The 15,582-nt window shown below is 53.0% G+C and carries 13 protein-coding genes; 12 read left to right on the top strand and 1 reads right to left on the bottom strand.

Going from position 1 to position 15,582, the window contains the following annotated elements; all coding sequences use genetic code 11:
• Positions 1-6 precede the first annotated feature (6 nt).
• Genes carB through pyrE form a run of 5 tightly spaced genes read left to right on the top strand, consistent with a single transcriptional unit; the run spans position 7 to position 6,244 of the window.
• Positions 7-3,222: a carbamoyl-phosphate synthase large subunit gene (carB, locus tag ACTTK6_RS05585; RefSeq protein WP_462832909.1), complete on the top strand. Its 3,216-nt coding sequence runs from the start codon at positions 7-9 to the stop codon at positions 3,220-3,222.
• On the top strand, positions 3,219-4,001 hold the full coding sequence (locus ACTTK6_RS05580) for a dihydroorotate dehydrogenase electron transfer subunit (RefSeq protein ID WP_462832908.1): 783 nt from the start codon (positions 3,219-3,221) through the stop codon (positions 3,999-4,001). The genes carB and ACTTK6_RS05580 overlap by 4 nt, the downstream gene beginning before the upstream one ends.
• Entirely contained in the window at positions 3,998-4,909 is a 912-nt protein-coding gene (locus tag ACTTK6_RS05575; protein ID WP_094907861.1) for a dihydroorotate dehydrogenase, read from the top strand. The genes ACTTK6_RS05580 and ACTTK6_RS05575 overlap by 4 nt, the downstream gene beginning before the upstream one ends.
• On the top strand, positions 4,906-5,628 hold the full coding sequence (gene pyrF / locus ACTTK6_RS05570; protein ID WP_079476116.1) for an orotidine-5'-phosphate decarboxylase: 723 nt from the start codon (positions 4,906-4,908) through the stop codon (positions 5,626-5,628). The genes ACTTK6_RS05575 and pyrF overlap by 4 nt, the downstream gene beginning before the upstream one ends.
• Positions 5,618-6,244: an orotate phosphoribosyltransferase gene (pyrE, locus tag ACTTK6_RS05565; protein ID WP_462832907.1), complete on the top strand. Its 627-nt coding sequence runs from the start codon at positions 5,618-5,620 to the stop codon at positions 6,242-6,244. Before pyrF ends, pyrE begins: the two co-directional genes overlap by 11 nt.
• Before the next feature lie 53 nt (positions 6,245-6,297).
• On the opposite strand, the gene ACTTK6_RS05560 is transcribed toward pyrE, so the two are convergent.
• A complete protein-coding gene (locus ACTTK6_RS05560) occupies positions 6,298-8,034 on the bottom strand; it encodes an Rqc2 family fibronectin-binding protein (RefSeq protein ID WP_079476118.1) in 1,737 nt (578 codons plus the stop codon).
• Positions 8,035-8,347: 313 nt separating this feature from the next.
• On the opposite strand from ACTTK6_RS05560, the gene remA reads away from it, so the two are divergent.
• From remA to rsmB, 7 genes are all read left to right on the top strand, one after another.
• A complete protein-coding gene (gene remA / locus ACTTK6_RS05555; protein ID WP_079476119.1) occupies positions 8,348-8,611 on the top strand; it encodes an extracellular matrix/biofilm regulator RemA in 264 nt (87 codons plus the stop codon).
• 26 nt (positions 8,612-8,637) lie between these two features.
• Complete coding sequence (gene gmk / locus ACTTK6_RS05550; RefSeq protein WP_079476120.1) at positions 8,638-9,252, top strand: guanylate kinase; 615 nt, start codon at positions 8,638-8,640, stop codon at positions 9,250-9,252.
• A gap of 26 nt (positions 9,253-9,278) precedes the next feature.
• Positions 9,279-9,491: a DNA-directed RNA polymerase subunit omega gene (rpoZ, locus tag ACTTK6_RS05545; protein WP_462832947.1), complete on the top strand. Its 213-nt coding sequence runs from the start codon at positions 9,279-9,281 to the stop codon at positions 9,489-9,491.
• A gap of 96 nt (positions 9,492-9,587) precedes the next feature.
• Positions 9,588-10,784, top strand: coding sequence for a bifunctional phosphopantothenoylcysteine decarboxylase/phosphopantothenate--cysteine ligase CoaBC (gene coaBC / locus ACTTK6_RS05540; RefSeq protein WP_079476121.1), 1,197 nt, complete (start codon positions 9,588-9,590; stop codon positions 10,782-10,784).
• 2 nt (positions 10,785-10,786) lie between these two features.
• Complete coding sequence (priA, locus tag ACTTK6_RS05535) at positions 10,787-13,195, top strand: primosomal protein N' (RefSeq protein ID WP_079476122.1); 2,409 nt, start codon at positions 10,787-10,789, stop codon at positions 13,193-13,195.
• Between the two features lie 72 nt (positions 13,196-13,267).
• Complete coding sequence (fmt, locus tag ACTTK6_RS05530; RefSeq protein WP_079476123.1) at positions 13,268-14,206, top strand: methionyl-tRNA formyltransferase; 939 nt, start codon at positions 13,268-13,270, stop codon at positions 14,204-14,206.
• On the top strand, positions 14,199-15,581 hold the full coding sequence (gene rsmB / locus ACTTK6_RS05525; protein WP_462832906.1) for a 16S rRNA (cytosine(967)-C(5))-methyltransferase RsmB: 1,383 nt from the start codon (positions 14,199-14,201) through the stop codon (positions 15,579-15,581). Before fmt ends, rsmB begins: the two co-directional genes overlap by 8 nt.
• Position 15,582 lies beyond the last annotated feature (1 nt).

Raw genomic sequence — 15,582 nt, 5'->3', positions numbered from 1 at the left:
GTCACCATGCCAAAACGTACAGATATCCAAAAAATATTAGTGATTGGCTCCGGCCCTATCGTGATCGGACAGGCGGCGGAGTTTGACTATGCCGGCACCCAGGCGTGCCAGGCGTTAAAGGAAGAAGGATACGATGTCATTTTAATTAATTCCAATCCGGCGACCATCATGACTGATACAAACATTGCCGATCAGGTATACATGGAGCCGCTGACCCTCGAATTTGTCGACCGGGTGATCCGTAAAGAGCGCCCGGATGCCATTCTTCCGACCCTTGGCGGTCAGACCGGCTTGAATATGGCGATGGAGCTGCACCGCCACGGCCTGCTCGAGCGATACGAGATCTCCCTTCTTGGTACGGAGCTTTCTGCGATCGAGCAGGCAGAGGACCGGGAGTCATTCCGGAACCTAATGTATGAGCTGGATGAGCCGGTGCCGGAAAGCACAATTGTGCACGACCTGCAGGAAGCAGAAGCCTTCGTGGATGACATCGGCTACCCGGTCATCGTCCGTCCGGCCTACACGCTTGGAGGCACCGGCGGCGGCCTGGTGCACAATCATGATGAACTGGTGGAGATCGTGGGCTCGGGGCTTAAATACAGCCCGGTGACCCAGTGCCTGCTTGAAAAAAGCATTGCAGGCTTTAAAGAGCTTGAATACGAAGTAATGCGAGACAGCTCCGGACAGGCAATTGTTGTCTGTAATATGGAAAATATCGATGCGGTCGGGATTCATACCGGCGACTCAATCGTAACTGCCCCAAGCCAGACGCTTGCCGACCGGGAATACCACATGCTCCGCGATTCGTCGCTGAAAATCATTCGGGCGCTCGAAATCGAAGGCGGATGCAACGTGCAGTTTGCATTGTCCCCGGACAGCTTTGAATACTACATCATCGAGGTCAATCCACGCGTGAGCCGCTCCTCGGCGCTTGCTTCCAAAGCGACCGGCTACCCGATTGCCAAGCTGGCAGCAAAGATTGCTTCGGGCTATAAGCTGGATGAGTTGAAGAATCCGATCACCGGCACCACTTACGCAAGCTTTGAGCCTGCGCTTGACTATGTAGTTACTAAAATCCCCCGCTGGCCGTTTGACAAATTTGAAGCAGCAAACCGCCGGCTCGGAACGCAGATGAAAGCGACAGGAGAAGTGATGGCCATCGGCCGCTCGTTTGAGGAGTCCATTTTAAAGGGCATACGGTCACTGGAGCTCGGACGGGCTTTTCTGACGCACCCCGACTATGCTGAGGCCACTGAAGAAAAGTTGATAGAGAAGCTTATTCACGCAGATGACGAACGGCTGTTTTATATCGGAGAAGCACTGAAGCGCGGCTATTCGCTTGAGCAGCTGCACACATGGACAAAAATCGACTGGTTTTTTCTTGAAAAATTCGCCGGTATTGTCAAAGTGGCCGAGATGGCACGCGCGTATCCAAACGATGAAGAGATCCTCCGGATGGCTAAAACGACAGGAATCGCTGACGAAACCCTGGCGGCTTACTGGAATACGACAGAAAAACAGGTTCGCAGCCAGCGTCTCAAGCTCGGTATTAATCCGGTGTATAAAATGGTCGACACATGCGCGGCGGAGTTTGAATCGGAGACACCGTATTATTATTCCTCCTATGAGGAAGAAAACGAAAGCAGCAAAACCGGACGCCCTTCTGTCATTGTTCTCGGCTCCGGGCCGATACGGATCGGCCAGGGAGTGGAATTTGACTACGCGACGGTGCATACCGTATGGGCGCTGCAGGAAGCGGGATACGAAGCGATTATTATTAACAACAATCCGGAAACGGTATCGACGGATTTCAGTGTGTCAGACAAGCTGTATTTTGAACCGCTGACCGTAGAGGACGTGATGCACGTAGTCGACGTGGAACAGCCGGAAGGCGTTATCGTCCAATTTGGCGGCCAGACGGCCATCAATCTTGCAGACGGACTCGCTGACCACGGGGTGAAGATTCTTGGCACGACACTCGAAGATATGGACCGGGCAGAGGACCGGGATAAATTTGAAGCAGCCCTGCAGTCGTTGAAAATTCCACAGCCGCTTGGCCGCACAGCCGTAAGCACAGAGGAAGCACGGGTGGTGGCAGCTGATATTGGCTACCCGGTGCTGGTGCGCCCGTCGTATGTGCTCGGCGGACGGGCGATGGAAATTGTCGGAAATGAAAAAGAGCTGCTCAACTACATGGAGCGGGCCGTGCGCGTAAACCGGAAGCACCCGGTGCTGATTGACCGTTACATGGTCGGTAAAGAAGTGGAGGTCGATGCGATCTCAGATGGGAAAACTGTAGTCATTCCCGGCATTATGGAGCACATTGAACGTGCCGGCGTACATTCGGGCGATTCGATTGCGGTTTACCCGTCGCAGACGCTGTCGGATCAGACAAAACAAACACTTGCAGAGCGGACCATCGCTATCGGAAAGGGCCTGAACATCAAAGGACTGCTGAATATTCAGTTTGTTATTCATGAAAACGAAGTGTATGTGCTTGAAGTGAATCCGCGGGCGAGCCGCACCCTGCCATTTTTAAGTAAAATTACCGGTTGCCCGATCGCAAAGCTTGCCACCCGGGTGATGGTCGGGGAAAGCCTTGCTTCTCTTGGATATGATGACGGTCTGCTGCCGGAAGCAGAAGGGGTTTCGGTAAAGGTGCCGGTCTTTTCCTTCGCCAAGCTCCGCCAGGTGGAAATCTCCCTCGGCCCGGAAATGAAATCAACCGGGGAGGTCATGGGCCGCGATCAGACCCTCGAGAAAGCATTATATAAAGGGCTGATCGCTTCCGGGATGAAAATTCCAAATCACGGCACCGTGCTGTTTACCATTGCTGATGAGTGGAAAAAAGAAGCGCTGGTGCTTGCCAAACGGTTTCATGCAATTGGCTATACTATTACCGCGACCCAGGGGACGGCTACATGGCTGAACCAGGAAGGGGTGCCGGCATCGTCGGTTGCTAAAGTAGAAGAAGAGTCGCCAAACATTCTAGACTTTATCCGTGAAGGCAAAGCCCAATTCGTGATTAACACGATGGAAAAACAGAAAAAAGCAGCAGCAGACGGCTTCCGGATCCGTCGGGAAGCGGTGGAAAACGAAGTGGTATGCCTCACGTCGCTTGATACGGCAGGAGCGCTCCTGGAGGTGCTTGAAATGATTACTTTTTCCACGGAAGCGATGCCTGCGATGAAAGAGGAACGGACCAACGAGGTGATCACATGATTCAAAAAGAATGGATGACCGTCGTTTCAATCGATGAAATTGCCGCCTCGATTTTTGAAGTAGTGCTTGAAGGAGATATGCCGGAGCGTATCGGGGCCCCGGGACAGTTCGTGCATGTGAAGACATCACCACACGTAGCCCCGCTTCTGCGCCGTCCGGTCAGTATTAGTGAATACTGGCCTGCCCGTCGGAGAATGGCGCTTGTGTTTCGTTCCGAAGGCGAAGGGACAAGCCGGATGGCGGCATGGCGCGCAGGTGACGAAGTAGATGTGCTGGGACCGCTCGGCAACGGATTTGATACAAGTGACATGAACGAAGGGGAAAAGGCGCTGATCGTGGGGGGCGGCGTCGGTGTGCCGCCGCTGCTAGGGCTCGCTAAACAGCTCGCGGGCCAGGGCATCCGGGTGCAGACTGTACTCGGCTTCGCCAATGCCTCCAGTACTTTCTTTCAGAAAAGGTTCAGTTCGCTTGGGGACTGCTTTGTGAGCACCATTGATGGAAGCGTCGGAGAGCCCGGTTTTGTCACAGACGTCATTGACCGCCGGAAGCTTTCCTATGATGCCGTTTATGCCTGCGGGCCTCTGCCGATGCTCCGGGCGCTTGACGGCTCTTATGCAACGGCAAAAGGAAAGCTTTCTCTCGAGGAACGCATGGGCTGCGGTATCGGTGCCTGTTTTGCCTGTGTCTGTCACACTGCAGATGATCCGGAAGGCACGAGCTACCGGAAGGTATGCAGCGACGGCCCGGTCTTTCCGTGGGGAGAGGTGGTGCTGTCATGAAAATGCATGTGAGCCTTCCCGGCCTCGAAATGAAAAACCCGGTCATGCCGGCGAGTGGATGCTTTGGGTTTGGAAAAGAATTTGCCCAGCTGTATGATCTCAACGATTTAGGGGCCATCGCGGTCAAAGCGACCACCGAGGAAGCTCGATTCGGCAATGAAACGCCGCGGGTGGCAGAAACAGAAGCAGGCATGCTGAATGCCATCGGGCTTCAAAACCCCGGGCTTAAAGGAGTCACCGAACAGGAGCTGCCGTGGCTGCAGCAGTTTAACACACCGGTTCTTGCCAACGTCGCAGGAACGAAAATGGAAGACTATGAAGCGGTGGCTGCCGGGTTGTCAGAATCCGGAATGGCAGCAGCCCTGGAGCTCAACATTTCCTGCCCGAATGTGAAAGAGGGCGGTATTACGTTCGGTACTGATCCGAAGCTGGCTGCAGAGCTGACGAGGAGGGTGAAGGACGTGTCAAACGTGCCGGTTTACGTGAAGCTCTCCCCGAACGTGACTGATATTACCGAGATTGCTAAAGCGGTGGAGCATGCAGGGGCAGATGGCCTTTCTTTGATCAATACATTGTCGGGCATGAAGATCGACCCAGCAACGCGGAAACCACTGCTTGCCAATGAAATCGGCGGCCTTTCAGGGCCCGCTATCAAGCCGGTGGCGATCCGGATGGTCTATCAGGTGCGGCAAGTGACGGCTCTTCCTATTATCGGCATGGGAGGCATCATGGGAATGGAGGATGTACTGGAATTTATGATGGCTGGTGCCAATGCGGTGGCTGTTGGAACAGCAAACATCAGCAACCCGTTTGCCTGCCCGGAAATTATTCAGCAGCTGACAGACTGGGCCGGCACCGAGCCGGCAGCGGACTGGGCTGATTGGAAGCAGGGCGGGGTGAAAGCATGAACGACCACCCCCTGATTATCGCAATGGATGTGCCGGACAAATCGGAAGCGGACGCTCTGCTCGCTTCTTTTGGGCAGACGCCGTTGTTTTTAAAAGTTGGCATGGAATTATTTTATAAAGAAGGCCCGGCACTTGTGGAGGAGTGGAAAGCAGAAGGCCACCGGGTGTTTCTTGACTTGAAACTGCATGATATTCCTAATACGGTCCAACGGGCTGCCGCCCAGCTCGCCCGGCTGCAGGTGGATCTTGTTACAGTGCATGCCGCTGGCGGGAGCCGGATGATGGCCAGGGCTGTCGAGGGGCTGGAGCAGGGCACCCCTTTCGGAAAGAAAAGACCTGCATGCATAGCCGTGACCCAGCTGACGAGCACATCCGAAGCGGTGCTGAATGAAGAGCTTGGCATACCACTTTCGATGAATGAAGCCGTAACGGCTTACGCGGATCTTGCCGAACGGTCGGGGCAGGACGGCGTCGTCTGTGCCGCGGGAGAAGTGCCGCTCATTAAAAGCACCTGCAGCCGCTCTTTTCTCACCGTAACTCCTGGTATCCGCAGAGCCGGTGAGGAGGCTGGGGATCAAACGCGGGTGGTGACTCCTGGAGTTGCTGCCGAGCTTGGCAGTGATGCGATCGTTGTTGGCCGAAGCATTACGGGGGCCATTGATCCGACAAGAGCTTACGAACAAATGGAACAGGAATGGAGAATGTCCGATGCAAAATGAAGAAATTCTCAGTAGAGACCTGCTGATGATAGAAGCAGTAACCCTCCGGCCGGATGAACCGTTCACCTGGTCATCCGGCATCCGCTCTCCAATTTATTGCGACAATCGACTGACGCTTTCGTACCCCGATGTACGGACCCGGGTAGCTGAAGGGCTTGCGGAGCTGATTCGGGCAAGGTACCCCGAAGCTACAATTATTGCCGGCACTGCGACCGCCGGAATTGCCCATGCGGCGATTGCTGCTGACAAGCTCGGCCTGCCAATGTGCTATGTTCGCGGATCCTCCAAGTCACACGGCAAAGGTAACCAGATAGAAGGGCGGGTCGCCCCGGAGGATAGAGTCGTAATTGTCGAAGATTTAATCTCGACAGGCAAAAGCATGATTACGGTTCAGCAGGCGCTTCTAGAAGCCGGAGCCGAGGTGCTCGGAGCCGCTGCGATTTTCACGTATGAGCTGGAGGAAGCCGGCCGGCAGCTTAAAGAAGCACAGCTGCCGTCGGAGACCCTTACCAACTACTCCGCGCTGATTCGGATTGCTGCTGAGGAAGGCTACGTCCGGGAAAAAGATATGGAGCGTCTGCAGGAATGGAAGCAGGATCCGGTGTCCTGGTCATAAATATAAGCGAAAAAAGCTCCTTCCGAACAGCAGTGCTGTTCGGAAGGAGCTTTTTAATTGGCGGCAGGCTGGGACTTAGCCCGGTTTTTCATTTCGAGGACGAGGCTTTCCTCTGGAGTAACAAACAGGGTGGACTGTTGGTCGTAGGTCACAAACCCGGGCTTAGCCCCGTTTGGTTTTCGTACATGGCGGATCAGGGTGTAGTCGACCGGCACGGAGGACGAAGAACGCGCTTTGGAGAAATAGGCGGCAAGTACAGCCGCTTCCTTCAACGTTTCCTCGTCTACGTCTGTGGAGCGGATCACTACGTGGGAGCCGGGAATGTCCTTCGTGTGCAGCCAGGTGTCTCCCGCATTTGCTGCCCGGTTGGTAACGTATTCGTTCTGGCGGTTGTTTTTCCCCACCAGCAGAAGAATACCGGCAGAAGAAACGTACTGCTCGACCTGAGGCTTCGTATTTTTCTTCTGCTTTTTCTTTTGAACACGTTTTTTCAGGTAGCCGCCGTCCGACAATTCTTCGCGAATATCGTCAATGTCGGAAGGAGCAGCCGTTTCGACCTGCTGGATCAGACGGTCGAGGTAATCTATTTCACGCCGGGTGAGCTTAATCTGTTTTTTAGCCTCCGAAAGCGAGGTTTTAGCTTTATTGTAGCGCTTAAAGTACCTCTGGGCATTATCTGACGGCGATAGTTCAGGCTCAAGCCCGATGCTGAGCGTGCCGCCTTCTGGGTCGTAGTAGTCCGTTACTTCTATCTCGCTCTCTCCCCCGCGGAGCTGGTGCATATGGGCGGTTAACAGCTCTCCGTATTTTTGGTAGACGAGGCGGGTTTCGGCCTGGGTAATTGTCTGGCGCAGTTTTTTCAACTTGCGCTCGTTTTTTTCGCGCTCATTCTGCAGAAACCGTTCGAGGTCGTGGGCCTGCTGGTGGACGCGGTCACGTTCGGCTTTACCGTTATGGTAGCGGTCGAGCATGGCGCTTGCTGAGTCAAAAATTTCCTTCGAGCCTTCCACATGAGAAAGATTGACCGGGCTGTAGTATTCTTTATTCGCTTCGGTAGTCACGATCTGCGGCTGGAAATTTCCGTTTTTAACATCGGCCATAAGCGCGGTAAACGTATCGGCCAGTTTTTGGAGCGACCCAAGGCCTGCCCGGTGAACAGCTTCTTTGGCACTCTGGGGAGAAATGCCTTCAAATGCCTGCATCAGCTGGCGGTCGAGCTTGCCCTGGTTGGCGTCAAGTGCTCTCAGCACGTCGCCGGCCCCAGCCTCGAGAGGGTTTGCTTTATGCTGGGACGGCGGCTCGATATATGCCTGGCCGGGAAGAATCGTGCGGACCGTGTTCTGGGCCGGAGAGATATGCTTCATGCTGTCCAGAATATGCGTGCGGTCTTCATTAAGAAGTACTACGTTACTGTGCTTGCCCATGATTTCCATCACCAGGGTCCGTTCCGTAAGGTCACCGATTTCGTCTTTGTTTTCAATGCGAAGCGAAACGATTCGTTCAAGGCCCTGCTGGGAGACCTCCCGCACGAAACCGCCTTCGAGGTGCTTGCGCAGCAGCATGCAGAACATGGATGGCTCCGGCGGGTTCTGATACTTCTCGTCTGTCAGGTGCATTCTCGAGAGGGAAGGGTTTACCGAGAGGAGCAGCTGGTGATTTTTGCGGTTCGCCCGCACTGTGATAACCAGGTCGGTTTTGTAGGGCTGGTGTATTTTTGTGATCCGGCCGCTTTGAAGCGTTTGCTGTACTTCCTGGACCACGGCCTGGGTCATAATTCCGTCAAAGCTCACGTTCGATCATCCTTTACTCGTACAAGCAGGAGAAAACCTTCTGCTGCTTGCGTTCTGTACGGTGGATTATAGCATAATGAAAAGCTCGCCGTCTTGTCTGCTGAATAAACATTGGTTGTGAGCCGGAAAGATATTGTTTACAATGTAGAAGTACATAATGTTCGGGCTCACCGCGAAGCATCGTTTGTGACGCTTGAAATAAACGTGCTATACTAACCAAAAGAACGACTCGTCAGGCGCCGCAGAAGAAAACATACAAGAACCATTTTTTCAGGCAGCAGCTAGAGGGATGGTCCGACCAGGAGGGGTAGTTTTGAGCATTAAGCTAATCAACATTGGATTTGGGAATATCGTGTCAGCGAACCGGATTATTTCCATTGTCAGCCCGGAATCAGCACCAATCAAACGGATTATTCAGGAAGCAAGAGATCGGAACATGCTGATTGACGCAACATACGGGAGACGGACGAGAGCGGTTATCATTGCAGACAGCGACCATGTCGTACTTTCTGCAGTTCAGCCCGAAACAGTCGCCCAGCGGCTGTATACAAAAGACGATGATTCATCGGACGAATAAGATTGTGAAATGAGGCTTGTCAACCTATGAAAGATGATAAAGGGTTATTAATTGTACTTTCCGGCCCGGCCGGTGTGGGAAAAGGTACTGTGTGCGGTGCTTTGCGGGAAAAAGATACTAATATCGAATATTCCGTTTCTGCTACTACCAGATCCCCCCGCCCGGGAGAAGAGCACGGAGTAAATTATTTCTTCCATTCAAAGGAAGAATTTGAAAAAATGATCGAGGAGGGCCGGCTGCTCGAATGGGCGCAGTATGTAGACAACTACTATGGAACCCCGCTTGATTACGTCAAGGAAACCATTGACCGCGGTAAAGATATCATTCTCGAGATCGAAGTGCAGGGCGCGGAAAAAGTGAAGGAGCGTTACCCGGAAGGGACGTTTATCTTTTTGATGCCCCCGAGCCTTGCCGAGCTCCGAAACCGGATCGTCGGACGCGGAACGGAAACGTCCGAGTTGATTGACAAACGGATGACGGTGGCCAAAAATGAAATTGACATGATGCAGATGTATGACTATGTGGTCGAAAACGACGAGATCGATAAAGCGGTCTCGCGCATCCGTTCCATCGTCACGGCAGAACACTGCAAGCAGGAACGCTTGATTGAAAAATACAAAGAACTAGCGGAGGTGGAATAATGGCTTCAAACAGAAATGACGAAGGAATGCTTTATCCGTCCATTGACCAGCTGCTCGGGCATATCGATTCCAAATATACGCTTGTAACCGTATCGGCCCAGCGCGCGAGAGACCTTGAAGAAATCGATGGGGCCCTTCCAATGATTGATAATGCAAAATCCGTCAAGGCAGTGGGTATTGCTCTTGAAGAAATTCAGGCCGGCGTGCTCAGCTACCGTCAGGGAGATTACGAAGAATAACAAGAAATGGACGGGCACCGGATAGAAGAAGCAACCTATGGCATCACGTAGGTTGCTTTTTTTAGCCTGAAGGGTCCATAAAAGGAGGACGAAGCTGTGAAAGGAAAAAAAGTGGTGCTCGGCGTCACAGGAGGTATAGCTGCCTATAAAGCTGCGGCGCTTGCAAGTAAGCTGTACCAGGCAGGGGCCGAGCTGCGTATTATTATGACCCCGGGGGCAAAAGAATTTATCACCCCGCTTACTTTCCAGGCGCTCACCCGTTCAAGAGTGTATGACGACACGTTTGCAGAAGCGGATCCTTCGGTCGTTTCCCATGTTGACGTGGCAGACTGGGCGGATGTGTTCATTGTAGCGCCTGCGTCCGCCAATACACTCGGGAAGCTTGCAAACGGGCTTGCAGACGATATGCTCACAACCACCATGATGGCAACACTTGCCAACGTCTACGTTGCACCGGCAATGAATGTTAACATGTATAACCATCCGAGCTTTCAGCGAAACAAAGAAACATTAAAAAAGGACGGCTATCGGTTCATTGAACCCGGGGAAGGGTATCTCGCCTGTGGTTGGATAGGAAAAGGCCGGATGGCGGAGCCTGAGGATATTATGCAGTTTGTCGAGGACGCTGAAAACGTTGGCACCCCGCTTGCCGGAAAACGGGTCCTGGTTACAGCGGGGCCAACGCACGAGCATATTGACCCTTTCCGGGTCGTCACCAATCCATCCAGCGGGAAAATGGGTTTTGCAATTGCAGAGGAAGCTGCCCGGCGGGGAGCAGAGGTAACGCTGGTAGCAGGGCCGGTGACGCTCACTACGCCCGGCGGCGTCCAGACAAGAATTGATGTAGAAAGCGTAGAGGATATGCGCAAAGCTGTTTTGACTTATTATGAGGCATCGGATGTGGTGATTAAAGCTGCCGCCGTATCAGATTACCGGCCCGAAACCGTATATGAAAAAAAACAGAAGAAAAAAGATGATGGCCTTGATGTACCGATGGTGAAAACGCCGGATATTCTCCAGGAGCTCGGTGAAAAAAAGAAGCATCAGCTGCTGATCGGTTTCGCCGCAGAATCGGAACACCTCGAGGAGTACGCAGAAAGCAAGCGGCAGCGCAAAAACGCCGATTTAATTGTCGCCAATGCAATCGGTAAATCGGACTCCGGCTTCCGTACCGATCAGAACACGATTACCTTTGTCGATAAAAATGGAGCCGTTTCTTTTCCTACCCAGTCGAAGCATGAGGCAGCGGCCGAAATTATGGTCTGGCTGCAGAAACGAATAGGAGACGCGTAACGATGTACGCCAAAGTAATTGTTGATATAGCTACCGGCCAGACGAACCGGGCATTTGATTATGACATTCCGGCTTCACTCGAAATGCTCGCACATCCCGGTTCAAGAGTAACGGTGCCATTTGGCGCCCGGAAAATTCAGGGCTTCATCTGGCGGGTCGAGGAAAAAACAGAGCTCGCCCGGGTCAAGCCGATTACAGATGTACTCGATCCCCATCCGGTGCTCACCCGGGAGCTGCTTGAGCTTGGAGAATATCTGGCTGTGGAAACGGTATGCTTTTTAATTACCGCCTACCAGTCGATGATTCCGGCGGCTATACGGGCAAAACCGAAGAAGAAAATAGAGCTGCTCGTGCCGACGGAGATTCTGACACCAGTACTTCAGGCTGTTTTTCAGAAGCAGACCACGGTCGACTGGAAGGACCTCCCCGACGATAAGGCGGTAATGCAGCATGTGCAGGAAGCTGTCAGGCATGAACAGATCCGGATCGATTACCAGGTGAAGGATCAGACGAAAAAACAGACCAGGCGGATGCTGCGGCTTCATCCGGAGCACCGGGCGCATGCAGCTTCTCTTACTGCGAAGGCGAAAAAGCAGCTGGAGCTGTATGATTGGTTTCTTTCGATCGGAGATGAAGAGGCTGCGGTGCCCGCAGCACAGCTGCTGCATGAGCAGACGGCGAGCCGGGCTGTCATTCAGGGTCTTGTGGAGAAAAATATCCTAATGGAACGGGACCAGGAATCGTACCGGGATCCGTTCGAAGACCGTTCATTTGAAGCAACCCCTCCGCAGGAGCTGACACATGATCAGCAGCAGGCGCTTGCCCCGATTATAGAAAAAGCATCCCGGCAGCAGCACCATACGTTTTTGCTGCACGGGGTGACCGGAAGCGGAAAGACAGAAGTCTACCTGCAGGCCATTGATCGCGTGCTTCAGGAGGGACGGGAAGCGATTGTGCTGGTGCCGGAAATATCCCTTACCCCGCAAATGGTCGAACGCTTTAAAGGGCGGTTCGGGGACCAGGTGGCAGTGATGCACAGCGCCTTGTCGAGAGGCGAGCGGTATGACGAATGGCGCAGGGTGCATGCCGGAGACGCAAAAGTAGCGATCGGAGCGCGGTCTGCGATTTTTGCCCCTTTCAAAAACGTTGGCCTGATTATTATTGATGAAGAACATGAAGGCAGCTACAAGCAGGAGGATCATCCCCGGTATCACGCCCGGGAAGTAGCGATCTGGAGAGGCAGATACCACGGGGCGCCGGTCGTATTAGGGAGCGCTACACCGTCACTGGAATCCTATGCCCGGGCCGGCCGGGAGGTCTACCAGCTGCTTGAAATGCCGGAGAGAATCAATCAGAAACAGCTGCCCGCCATTGATGTGGTGGATATGAGAGAGGAGCTTCATAAGGGAAACCGTTCGGTATTTTCCGAAACGCTCCTCGAAAAGCTGAAGGACCGACTAGAAAAAGGGGAGCAGAGCATCCTGTTTTTAAACCGCCGTGGGTACTCTTCCTTTGTCATGTGTCGTTCGTGCGGCTACACCGCTGAATGCCCGCACTGCGAAATTACGCTCACGTACCATCAGACAAAGCATCAACTGAAATGCCATTACTGCGGCTATGAAGAAACTATGCCCTCGACGTGCCCTTCTTGCGAAAGTGAACAAATCCGCTACTTTGGCACAGGCACCCAGAAGGTGGAGGAAGAGCTGACAAAGGTACTGCCGGAAGCGCGGATTATCCGTATGGATATGGATACGACGACGAAAAAAGGCTCGCATGAACAACTGCTGCGGCGGTTTGGCAACGGAGAAGCTGATATTTTACTTGGCACTCAGATGATTGCTAAGGGACTGGATTTTCCGAGGATCACACTCGTTGGAGTGCTTGCCGCAGACACCATGCTGCACCTGCCTGATTTTCGGGCCCCGGAGCGTACCTTTCAGCTCCTTACCCAGGTGAGCGGCCGGGCCGGCCGGGACAAGCTACAGGGAGAAGTAGTGATTCAATCCTACAGTCCTGAGCATTACAGCATCCAGTTTGCCAAAAATCATGACTATCCTTCATTCAGCCGGCATGAGATGGGGCAGCGCAAGCGTGGCGGTTACCCGCCATATTACTATTTAACAATGGTCAATGTTTCGCATGAAGAAATCGGTGTCGCACTGAAAACTGCAGAAAAAGTGACAAACCGGCTGCGGGAGCAATTATCGCCGCAAGCAAAAATACTCGGGCCGACTGTTTCTCCGATTGCGAGGATCAAGGATAGATATCGGTACCAATGCATGATAAAATACAGAGATGAGCCTGAGTTAACGAAAATACTAAACGACATTGCTGTACACTATCAAAAGGAAACAGCCCAGGATAAGCTGTTTATTACAATTGATATGTACCCGCAGTTATTTCTATAAGGTAAAATCCAGCCCCGCTGCTTCGATAGTGACCGACGCACGGGGCTGTGTATTGTGAAAAGAGGGATAAGTATGAACATTTTATTTATGGGCACGCCGGATTTTTCGGTCCCGATTCTAAGGCGTCTGCTTGAAGAAGGCTATCCAGTAACGGCGGTAGTCACTCAGCCCGACCGCCCGAAAGGAAGAAAAAAAGAACTGACCCCGCCGCCGGTCAAAGTAGAAGCCGAAAAGTGGAAGCTTCCTGTACTGCAGCCGGAAAAACTGAAGAACGAAGCATCATTAAACGAAGTGCTTGCAGAGAAACCAGACTTGATTATTACGGCTGCGTTCGGGCAGATTCTTCCGGGAAAGCTGCTCGAAGCTCCTTCGATTGCGGCAGTGAACGTTCATGCTTCTTTGCTTCCAGAGTACCGGGGCGGTGCCCCGATTCACCAGGCGGTTATCGACGGCCGGGAAAAAACAGGCGTCACCATCATGGATATGGTTGCAAAGCTTGATGCCGGCGACATCATCCGTCAGCGGGAAGTAGATATTGATTGGGAGGATACAGTCGGGGATGTGCACGACAAACTGAGCGTACTCGGGGCAGATCTTTTAATTAATACGCTGCCGGGTGTTATTGACGGGACGGCAGAACGAACTCCCCAGAACGAAGCTGACGTAACGTTTGCTTCCAATATTAAGCGCGGCCAGGAAAGAATTGACTGGAAGCAGAGCGGCCGCTCGATTTATAACCAGGTCCGGGGGATGAATCCATGGCCGGTGGCTTATACGGAAAAAGATGAGAAGCCGATTAAGGTGTGGCGGGCAGAATGGATAGAAGCCTCCGCCAGTGCGGAAGCGGGAACGATTACCGCTATAGAGGAAAGCTATGTTGATGTGGCCGCTGGCGACGGTACATTAGTGCGGCTGTGGGAGATTCAGCCGGCAGGAAAGAAACGGATGAATACGGCCGAGTTTTTGCGGGGCAGCCACGGCTGGGCTAAAGGAGAGAGTTTTGATGAATAAAACCGAACCCTCCCATTCCCTGCGATACACTGCAGCTTCTCTTCTTGAACGGGTGGAGGCCGGCCAGGCCTTCAGCCATCTGCTGCTCCATCATGAGCTTGCCGGAAAAGCATGGTCGCGGGAAGACGCCGGCCTGCTGACCGAAATTGTTTACGGCACCCTGCGGCGCCAGAATACCCTGGATTACGTCCTCGGAGTTTTTGTCAATAAACCGCTCGACAGGCTTGATGTCTGGGTGCGTGTGCTGCTGCGCATGAGTGTGTATCAAATGCGCTACCTCGACCGGGTACCGGACCACGCCGTTGTGGATGAGGCGGTAAAGATTGCGAAGCAGCGGGGAAACAAAGGGGTGAGCGGCTTTGTGAACGGAGTACTCCGCTCTCTGCAGCGAAAAGGATTTCCCGACTTCTCCGCCATCAGCGATGCCGGAGAACGCCTGGCCGTGGAGTACAGTCATCCGGCATGGATGCTGCAGGAATGGAAGGCAGCTTACGGAGAAGAAACAGCTCTTCGTATCGCAGAAGCAAATAATGTTACACCGAAAACGAATGTACGGGTCTCCCCGGAGGCTGAACTAGAGGACGTGCAGGAAATGCTCGAGCAGGAAGGCATTCAGACGACCCGCGGGACAATTGCGGAAAAGGCGCTGATTGTTGAAAAGGGCAACGTGCTTGTTACTGAAACGTACCAGAACGGCTATATTACGGTACAGGACGAAAGCTCCATGAAAGCCGGCGAAGCACTTAGAATCGAAAAAAACATGGAAATCCTTGACGCCTGTGCCGCCCCGGGCGGAAAATCAACGGACGCAGCCGAACGAACCGGCCCGGGCGGAAGCGTGGCAGCTCATGACCTGAGTGCAAAAAAGCTTACTCAGATTAAAGAACAGGCGGCAAGGCTGCGGCTTGAAAATATAGAAACCGCCGCGGGAGATGCACGTCAATTGACAACGACTTTTCCGGCGCGTACGTTTGACCGGGTGCTTGTCGATGCCCCGTGCAGCGGCCTTGGCGTTATCCGGAAAAAGCCTGAACAGAAATGGGCCAAAAAGGCACAGGACTTTGAACGTCTGCCGGAGATACAGCTTGAAATATTGAATGAAGCGGTAAGTATGTTACGATTTAATGGAAGGATTGTGTTCAGCACGTGTACAATTCGCCCAGAAGAGAACGAACAGGTGTGGGAAGCATTTTTGCACCGGCATCCAGAGCTTTCACCAGACAAGGAACTGACCGATAAACTAAATATTTTAGAAATAGAGCATTTTTCCAACGAATACGGTTGGTGCACGATACTTCCCCATGAATACGGTACAGACGGGTTTTTCATTGCCGCGGCGGTAAAAAATAATCAGGAAGAAACGGAAGGAGCATAAG

Source organism: Marinococcus salis, from assembly GCF_054971365.1.
Note: the sequence above shows the minus strand (reverse complement) of the source record. Positions and strands in the feature narration are given on the sequence as shown.